Source organism: Streptomyces sp. NPDC054841, from assembly GCF_053611045.1.
The window spans coordinates 1-7,955 of the sequence record NZ_JBSGZO010000409.1 but is presented as its reverse complement, the minus strand read 5'-3'; the positions used below and the strand labels follow the sequence as shown (position 1 = coordinate 7,955).

8 protein-coding genes are annotated in these 7,955 nt (G+C 73.2%); 6 read left to right on the top strand and 2 right to left on the bottom strand.

What is annotated here, in order from left to right:
* The coding region (locus tag ACWGI8_RS34865; RefSeq protein ID WP_453667159.1) for an MBL fold metallo-hydrolase at positions 1–1,104 on the top strand (1,104 nt) is incomplete at its 5' end.
* 72 nt (positions 1,105–1,176) lie between these two features.
* On the opposite strand, the gene ACWGI8_RS34860 is transcribed toward ACWGI8_RS34865, so the two are convergent.
* Together ACWGI8_RS34860 and ACWGI8_RS34855 are read right to left on the bottom strand one after the other, a co-directional pair.
* Complete coding sequence (locus ACWGI8_RS34860) at positions 1,177–1,818, bottom strand: DedA family protein (protein ID WP_453667157.1); 642 nt, start codon at positions 1,816–1,818, stop codon at positions 1,177–1,179.
* Positions 1,815–2,588, bottom strand: coding sequence for an MBL fold metallo-hydrolase (locus ACWGI8_RS34855; protein ID WP_453667155.1), 774 nt, complete (start codon positions 2,586–2,588; stop codon positions 1,815–1,817). The genes ACWGI8_RS34860 and ACWGI8_RS34855 overlap by 4 nt, the downstream gene beginning before the upstream one ends.
* Before the next feature lie 186 nt (positions 2,589–2,774).
* On the opposite strand from ACWGI8_RS34855, the gene ACWGI8_RS34850 reads away from it, so the two are divergent.
* The 5 genes from ACWGI8_RS34850 to ACWGI8_RS34830 all read left to right on the top strand — a co-directional run bounded on the left by ACWGI8_RS34850 (position 2,775) and on the right by ACWGI8_RS34830 (position 7,905).
* On the top strand, positions 2,775–3,215 hold the full coding sequence (locus ACWGI8_RS34850; protein WP_453667153.1) for a hypothetical protein: 441 nt from the start codon (positions 2,775–2,777) through the stop codon (positions 3,213–3,215).
* A gap of 320 nt (positions 3,216–3,535) precedes the next feature.
* A complete protein-coding gene (locus ACWGI8_RS34845) occupies positions 3,536–5,686 on the top strand; it encodes an alkaline phosphatase family protein (RefSeq protein WP_453667151.1) in 2,151 nt (716 codons plus the stop codon).
* 65 nt (positions 5,687–5,751) lie between these two features.
* Positions 5,752–7,209, top strand: coding sequence for an amino acid permease (locus ACWGI8_RS34840; protein ID WP_453667149.1), 1,458 nt, complete (start codon positions 5,752–5,754; stop codon positions 7,207–7,209).
* A gap of 92 nt (positions 7,210–7,301) precedes the next feature.
* Positions 7,302–7,649, top strand: a complete 348-nt coding sequence (locus ACWGI8_RS34835) for a hypothetical protein (protein WP_453667147.1) — start codon at positions 7,302–7,304, stop codon at positions 7,647–7,649.
* A gap of 88 nt (positions 7,650–7,737) precedes the next feature.
* Positions 7,738–7,905, top strand: coding sequence for a hypothetical protein (locus ACWGI8_RS34830; protein WP_453667145.1), 168 nt, complete (start codon positions 7,738–7,740; stop codon positions 7,903–7,905).
* Positions 7,906–7,955 lie beyond the last annotated feature (50 nt).

Genomic DNA, 7,955 nt, shown 5'->3' with positions numbered 1-7,955 from the left:
GGTCCTGGTACCGGCCCTGGTCCTGGTACCGGCCCTGGTCCCGGTACCCGGACCGCTCCCGGCGCCCGGCCGAGGCCGGCCGGAGCGACGAGCACCACCGGCGCCGGCGCCGCTGACACCACCGGCCTGCGGCCCCTCGGACTCACCCGTCGCTGGCCGAGATCGTTCGCCGACCGGCTCACCGCGCCGCTGCCCGGGGTGCGGGCCATGGCCAGACTGGCCAAGGAGGGCACGCTGCGGCCCGCGGCCGCCGGGCTCAGGGACATTCCGCAACTGCCGTTCGCGCCCGGGCCGCTGCCCGCCGCGGACCCGGGAACGGTCGCCGTCACCTGGGCCGGGCATGCCAGTTGGGTGCTGGCGATCGGTGGGCTGACCGTGCTCACCGACCCCGTCTGGTCCCGCCGGATCCTCGGCACCCCGGCCCGGCTGACCCCGGTGGGCGTCCGCTGGGAGGATCTGCCCACCGTCGACGCCGTCGTCATCAGCCACAACCACTACGACCACCTTGACGCCCCGACCATCGCCCGGCTCCCCAGGCGCACCCCCCTGTTCGTCCCGGCGGGCCTCGGCCGCTGGTTCCGGCGCCGGCGGTTCACCCGGGTGACCGAGCTCGACTGGTGGGAGGCGGCCGAGCTCCCCGCCAGGAACGGCTCGGACACGGTCCGCTTCGAGTTCGTACCGGCGCACCACTGGTCCAAGCGCACCCTGACCGACACATGCCGTTCGCTCTGGGGCGGCTGGATCCTCACCGACCGGCTCGGCCGGCAGGTCTACTTCGCGGGTGACACGGGATACGGCCACTGGTTCAAGGAGATCGGCCGCCGTCACCCGGACATCGATCTGGCGCTGCTGCCGATCGGGGCGTACGCGCCGCGCTGGTGGCTCAGCACCGTGCACACCGACCCGGAGGAGGCCGTACAAGCTTTCGAGGACCTCGGTGCGCGCAACATGGCGCCGATGCACTGGGCGACCTTCCTGCTCTCCGCCGAGCCGGTGATGGAGCCAGTCACCCGGCTGCTGACCGCCTGGGAGCACACCGGCCGGCCGCGCGACGAACTGTGGGACCTGCCGGTCGGTGCCTCACGTGTGCTGGCCGACGGGTGACCGGGGTCCCGCGCGAACCGGCCACCGGGTGACCGGGGTCCCGCGCGGGCCGGCCACCGGATGACCGGGGCCTCAGGCTTGCTGATCACCGGACGAGCCGGGCGTCCGCCGGACTCTGCGCCACAGCGCGGGCACCCCGGCCAGCAGTACCGTCAGTGCCACGGCCGCCACCACGCCCTGCCAGGGCTCGGCGAACAGCGACCCGCCGAGAATCCCGATGAGCGCGTACGCCGCCGCCCACGCGAGGCACGCCGGCACATCGCCGCGCGCGAACCACCCCACCGGCATCCGCGCCAGCAGACACGCCAGCATCACCGGAATACGCCCGGCCGGCACCAGCCGGGACAGCACCAGCACGGTCGCACCGTGCTCGTCGAGTCTGCGCTGCGCCAGCGCCAGCCGGTCCGGCGTCGCACGTTCCCTCAGTGCCACCAGCCACTTCGAGCCGTTCCTGGACCCGACGCCGCGCTTTCCCAGCCAGTACAACGAGATGTCCCCGAGGAACGCCGCGGACGCCGCGACCAGGAACACGAACAGCAAGGAGAACGGCGCCGTCTGATGGAGCGCCACCACGGCCGCCGAGCTCACCACCGCCCCCGTCGGCACCACCGGCACCAGAGCCCCGAGCGCCACCAGCAGGAAGAGCGACGGATAGCCGACGGCCTGCTGCGTCGACTCCGGCGGCAACTCGGCCACCACGTCCACGATCGTCACAGGGCGACCTCCGGCCGGACGCTCTCGCCGTGCCCCAGCCGGTGCACCGCCACCCTCGGCGCGAGCCGAGCCGCCTTCCGTGCGAATTCGTCCCCCGGCGAGTGGAACTCGTGCGGCCGGATCGCGTCCATCCCGATCGGCCAGTACGTGCCGTAGTGCACGGGCACGGCCGAACGGGGTGCGAGCGCCGCGAGAGCGCGCGCCGCGCGGTCCGGGTTGAGATGCCCGTGCCCCAGGAACGGTCCCCAGCCGCCGACGGGCAGCAGCGCCACGTCCACCGGCCCGACCGCGTCCGCCATGCTGTCGAACAGCCCGGTGTCCCCGGCGAAGTACGTCCGCGCCGCACCATGGATGACATAGCCGAGCGCCGGCGAGCGGTGCGGCCCCAACGGCAGCCGCCGGCCGTCGTGAGCCGCCGGCACGGCCCGTACGAGCAGTCCCTCCACCGACACCTCGTCGCCCGGCCCCACCTCGCTGATCCGCAGCCCGTCCAGCCTCCTGAGCCCGGGAACCGCGCGCTGCGCGCCGCGCGGCACGATCAGCAGGGTGCCCGGGGCGAGCCGGGCGAGCGACGGCAGATGCAGATGGTCGGAGTGCAGATGCGAGACGACCACGGCCTCGGCGACGGCGGCCTCGGGCGGCGGCAGCTCACCGCGCCGACGGCGCAGATGGGCGAGCCTGCCCACGAACAGCGGGTCGGTCAGCACCCGGATCCCGGAGTCCTCGACCGTGCAGGTGGCGTGACCCCACCAGGTGACCTTCACCGGCACGCGCTGCCTCCTTGTTCGGGGCCCGGTCCACCGGCGGCCTCCGGCGCGGGGACCGGCCGCCGTCTGCGTACGAGCGTAGGCGCTCGCAGGCCCGGCGGTCTTCCGCCAGCCCCCGTTGTGCGCCTCCCTCGCGCGGTCCCGGCCGGAGTAGTGTCGCCCGCGACAGCCGACGCAGGGGGACGGTCCATGGACGACGTACGAGACGACGTACCGGACGACGCAGAAGACGACGTGCGGGTGGCGGCGATCGCCAGCCTGACCCCGCTGGAGGAGCTCGACAGCGATCCCTTTCTCGTCGACACCCGCAGCCAGCACGCCATGTGCGCGCGCTGGGCCGCGGGCAAGGGCTACGTCGTCATCAGGGAACTGCTCTTCTACGGGCTGCGTCCCGACCACTGTGGCCTGTGGGCCGATGTCGAGGCGGGTCTGGTCGACCTCTTCGTCGTCCCCAACGAGCGGGTGCTCGCCCGGGCGTTGTCCTCCGTGCCGGGCTTCTCCGCCGAATGCGAACGCCGCGGCGTACGGCTGGAGACCGCGGGGCTCGACGAGCCCGCCTACGACGCCGCGATGAAGGCGAGTGTGCACCGGCGGCTGTCGATGCCGACGGCCGGGTACGACGGCTGCTGAGCCTGCGGCTCGACACCGGGCGCATCGCCCGGACCCCGGACCTCAGACCGGGAGCTCGGACCTCACACCTCAGACCCCGGAGCTCGGACCTCACACCTCAGACCCGGACCCCGGACCTCACACCTCAGACCCGGACCCCGGACCTCACACCTCGGACCCCGGAGCTCGGACCCCGGACCTCACACGCGCCCAGGACCTCAGGCCCCGGACCCCGGACCCCGGACCCGGGGCCAGGGCCGGGGCCCGCGGCTTCGACCCCGTTCCTGTCGGCGCTGTGTGCCACGCTGGATCCGAGGCGAGTCGAGAGGCTGTGACGGCGCGTGGGTGAAGGGCGATGGCGGACCGCTGGCAGCGCCCTGTTCCGGGTGATCGTGGTGTGGGCGGTGTCCACCCTGACGCTGCTCGCGCTCGCCGCGGCCCTGCCGGACTTCCAGCTCCAGTCCGACGACGGGGACAGCATCACAAGGACGGCCATCACCGCGGCCTGGGGGGCCGGCGCGTTCGGTCTGCTCAGCGCCCTGGTCTGGCCCCTGGTCGTACGGGCGTTCCTGCTGGTCCCGGCCCTGGTGCTCGGGCTCCTGGTGTTCTTCCTCAATGGATCGCTGCTGCTGCTCGCCCTCTGGATGATCCCCGACGGACGCGGCGCGGCCGACCCCGAGACCGCCGTCGTGGTCGCTGCCGTCATGTCCGCCGTCGCCTCCGCCACCTCCACCGCGCTGGCCGTCCGTGACGACAACGCCTACCGGCGCCGCCTCTCCCGCCTCGCCCACCGCCGGCGCCGCAGACGCGGTGAACGGATCGCGGGCAGCGCCCCGCCCGGCACGGTGTTCCTGCAGCTCGACGGGGTCGGCCACGCCGTGCTCGTACAGGCGGTCAAGGACGGGCTGATGCCGACCCTGGCGCGCTGGCTCGACGAGTCGCACCGGCTCACCCGCTGGCGCACGGACTGGTCCAGCCAGACCGGCGCCAGCCAGCTCGGCATCCTGCACGGCTCGAACCACGACGTCCCGGGATTCCGCTGGTACGAGAAGGACACCGGCCGGATCATGGTCAGCAACCGTCCGGCGAGCGCCGTCGAACTCCAGCGGCGCGCGGTGACCAGGACCCGTGACGCCGGACTGCTCAGCCTGGACGGGGCCAGCCGCGGCAATCTGTTCAGCGGCGGCGCCGACCAGCTCGCGCTGGTGCTCTCCGTGGCTGCCCGCCGCGGCCGTGCCAACCGCTCCCGGGCGGGCTACTTCGCCTACTTCTCCGACCCCGCCAACGCCGTCCGTACCGCCGTGTCGTTCGTCGCCGAAGTCGTCCGCGAGATCGGTCAGTCGGTCCGCTCCCGGCTGCGCGGCGACGAGCCGCGGATCGGCCGCGGCGGGCTCTACCCCTTCATCCGGGCCTTCGCGACCGTCGTCGAGCGGGACGTGGTGGCCGCCGCGGTGATCGGCGACATGCTGGCCGGACGCACCGCCGTGTACGCCGACCTCGTCGGCTACGACGAGGTCGCCCACCACTCCGGACCGCACAGCCGGGACGCGGCGAAGGTGCTCCAGCGGATCGACCGTGCCGTCGCCCTGATCGCGAAAGCCGCCGAGCACGCACCCCGCAGCTACCGGATCGTGCTCCTCTCCGACCACGGCCAGAGCCCCGGCGAGACGTTCCAGGGCGTGTACGGGCTGACCCTGAAGGATCTCGTCCGGGCGGGTTGCGGGCTGCCGGTGTCGCGTCGCGCAGGGCGCACCAGGAGCGGCGCGGAGGCCCGTGACGCGGCCCGCGACGCGCTGCGCAGCGCACTGCGCCGGCCGGTGGGGGAGGAGGACGCCGGGGAACGGCCGGCGTCCGGCTCGGACCCCGTCGTCCTGGCCTCCGGGAACCTGGGCCTGATCTTCTTCCCCGGCGTCCCGGGACGGCTCAGCCGGGAGCAGATCGACCGCCGCCACCCCGCCCTGCTGCGCACCCTCGCCAACCATCCCGGCATCGGCTTCCTGCTGGTGCGCAGCGAACGGCACGGCTCGGTGGTGCTCGGCAGGGACGGGGTGGGGACGTTGGAGCTGCCGGTGGACACGCTCGACGGCTCGGGGCCGATGGCCGCCTTCGGGCCCGGTGCGGCCGACGCCGTCCGCCGCACCGACTCGTTCCCGCACGTCGCGGACATCATGGTCAACTCCGTGTACGAACCCGGGACGGGCCGGGTGCACGCCTTCGAGGAGCAGATCGGCTCGCACGGCGGGCTCGGCGGCGAGCAGTCGTACCCCTTCCTCCTCTCACCGTGCGAGCTCTCCGAGCCGGTCGCGGGCGGCGGGGAACTGGTGGGAGCGGAGCAGGTGCACCGGGTGCTGCGACGGTGGCTTGACGAGTGCCGGGGCGAGTCGCCGGGCCCGCAGGTGCTGCTCGGAGCCGTGGAGGATCGCCGGTCGCCGCGCCCGGCGGACGGAGCTTTTCCGGCGGCCGGCAGGGCCAGGCAGGACAAAAGTGAGTGATTTGGTGCAGCGTTCACCGTCCCTGATCATGGTCGGGTTTGCACGGAGAAAGGCGTACCACCCTCATGACCAGCACTGTTCCTCAGCACGACTCGACCACGGCCACCGCCGGGGAACAGCGCAAAGAGCAAAGCAAAGATCAGGGCGCAGACCAGAGCGCTGAGCAGAGGGCAGAGCAGGGCAATGAGCCGAGCAGGCACGCCCGGCGGTTCGGACTGCCCGTCGCCACGGCTCTGGTCATGGGCAACATCATCGGCGGCGGGATCTTCCTGCTCCCGGCTTCCGTCGCGCCGTACGGGACCATCAGCCTCGTGGCCTTCGCCGTTCTGACCGTCGGCGCGATCGCGCTCGCCCTCGTCTTCGGGCGGCTCGCCGAGCGCCATCCGCGCACCGGCGGTCCCTATGTCTACGCCCGCGAGGCGTTCGGCGACTTCGCCGGCTTCCTGGCCGCGTGGTCGTACTGGATCACGGCCTGGGTGTCGAACGCGGCACTCGCCGTGGCCGCTGTCGGCTACCTCGACGTCCTCGTACCGCTCCATGACTCCACGCCCGCGACGATCGCGGCGGCCCTGTTCCTGCAGTGGCTGCCCGCCGCCGCCAACCTGGCCGGTACGCGGTACGTCGGTGCCGTCCAGCTCGTCGCGACCGTCATGAAGTTCGTACCGCTGCTGCTCGTCGCCGTCGGCGGACTGTTCTTCTTCGACGCGGACAACCTCGGCCCGTTCGAGGCGAGCAGCTCCGGCACGGTCGGCGCGCTCTCCGCCTCCGCCGCGATCCTCCTCTTCAGCTACCTCGGCGTGGAGTCCGCGGCGGTGAGCGCCGGCGAGGTCCGCGATCCGCAGCGCAATGTCGGCCGGGCCACCATCCTCGGCACCGTGGGCGCCGCCGTCCTCTATCTGCTCGGCACGCTCGCGGTGTTCGGCACCGTCGCCCATGACAAGCTCACCGAATCCACCGCGCCCTTCTCCGATGCCGTCAACGCGATGTTCGGCGGGGCCTGGGGCGGTACGGCCGTGGCCTGCATGGCGCTCGTGTCGATGGCCGGTGCACTGAACGGGTGGACGCTGCTCAGCGCCCAGACGCCGTACGCGGCCGCCCGCGACGGGCTGTTCCCGGCCGTCTTCGCCCGGAAGCGGCGCGGTGTGCCGACGGCCGGGGTGCTCGCGACCGTCGTCCTGGCCTCGCTGCTGACGGTCTACAACTACACGGTGGGCTCGGACGGCGTGTTCGAGATCCTGGTCCTCGTCACCACGTTCACGGCGACCGTGCCGTATCTGCTGTCCACGGCCGCGCAGATCTACTACCTGGCGTCGGGCCAGTCGCACCGCGTCAGCCGGGCCCGGCTCGTACGTGACGGGGTCCTCGCGGCGGTCGCCGCCGGCTTCTCGGTGTGGCTGGTCGCCGGGGCGGGTTACGCGGCCGTCTACCAGGGTGTGCTGTTCCTGTTCGCTGGAGTGCTCGTCTTCGCGTGGATGTCGGCGCGCAACCACCGGGCGGCGGCACGGGCAGGGGATTCGGCCTAACGGACGTCCCCCGGAAGAGCGCATTACCGGCCGCGGACGGCGAGCCGGGGTGGATCGCGGGCACAGGTGGCATGTCCAGGAGGTTGTGCCCCGTGAACCGTCTTGTGCGCTGTGCCGATCGTGTCGTGCTCGCCGTCCTGATGGCGCTCGTCGCCGTACTCGGTACGAAGGCGGGCGCCGCGGCCGTCCCCCAGCTCGGCGCGGAACACACGTCGCCGGCGTCCTCACCCGCCGATCCCGCGGGTGAGGGACCACAGGACACGTCCGAGACGGAGCAGCCCCCGCCCGGCCGGGCGGAACAGCGGCGTGCACCGGCCTGCGGGCGGGACGCCGCCGTCACCACGGACGCCGCCCCCGACGCGTATCCGCACGCCCCGGCCGCGGCGGGGGCGCCGCCGCCCGCGCCACCCGTCATGAGGTTCGTGGTCCTGCGTTGCTGAGGAGCCGTACGGGGCCGGCACCCGAGGTGCCCTGTCCCGCTCCGGACGCTCACCCCCTCAGCCCTTCAGCACACGCAAGGAGACAGCCATGCCCATCGACCCCTACGCCGCCCTGAACGCCATGATCCGTGCCGAGGTCGCCCGCACGGACCCCGCCGTGCACGGCGCCCCCGGCTCAGCGGCCCCAGAACCGGAGCCTCCTGAGCCCGCTGAAGCGGACGACAGGCCCGAGCGCGGGACCGACAGGGCCCGCTGACCCGGCACTGCCGACGCAACCGCCGCCGGGTCCGTTGCGCGCAGCCGGGC

Bases quoted from the DNA above. Each gene is read 5' to 3' on its own strand.
- ACWGI8_RS34850 (WP_453667153.1), top strand. From the start codon at position 2,775: ATGGACGACGTACGAGACGACGTACCGGACGACGCAGAAGACGACGTG.
- ACWGI8_RS34840 (WP_453667149.1), top strand. From the start codon at position 5,752: ATGACCAGCACTGTTCCTCAGCACGACTCGACCACGGCCACCGCCGGG.
- ACWGI8_RS34830 (WP_453667145.1), top strand. From the start codon at position 7,738: ATGCCCATCGACCCCTACGCCGCCCTGAACGCCATGATCCGTGCCGAG.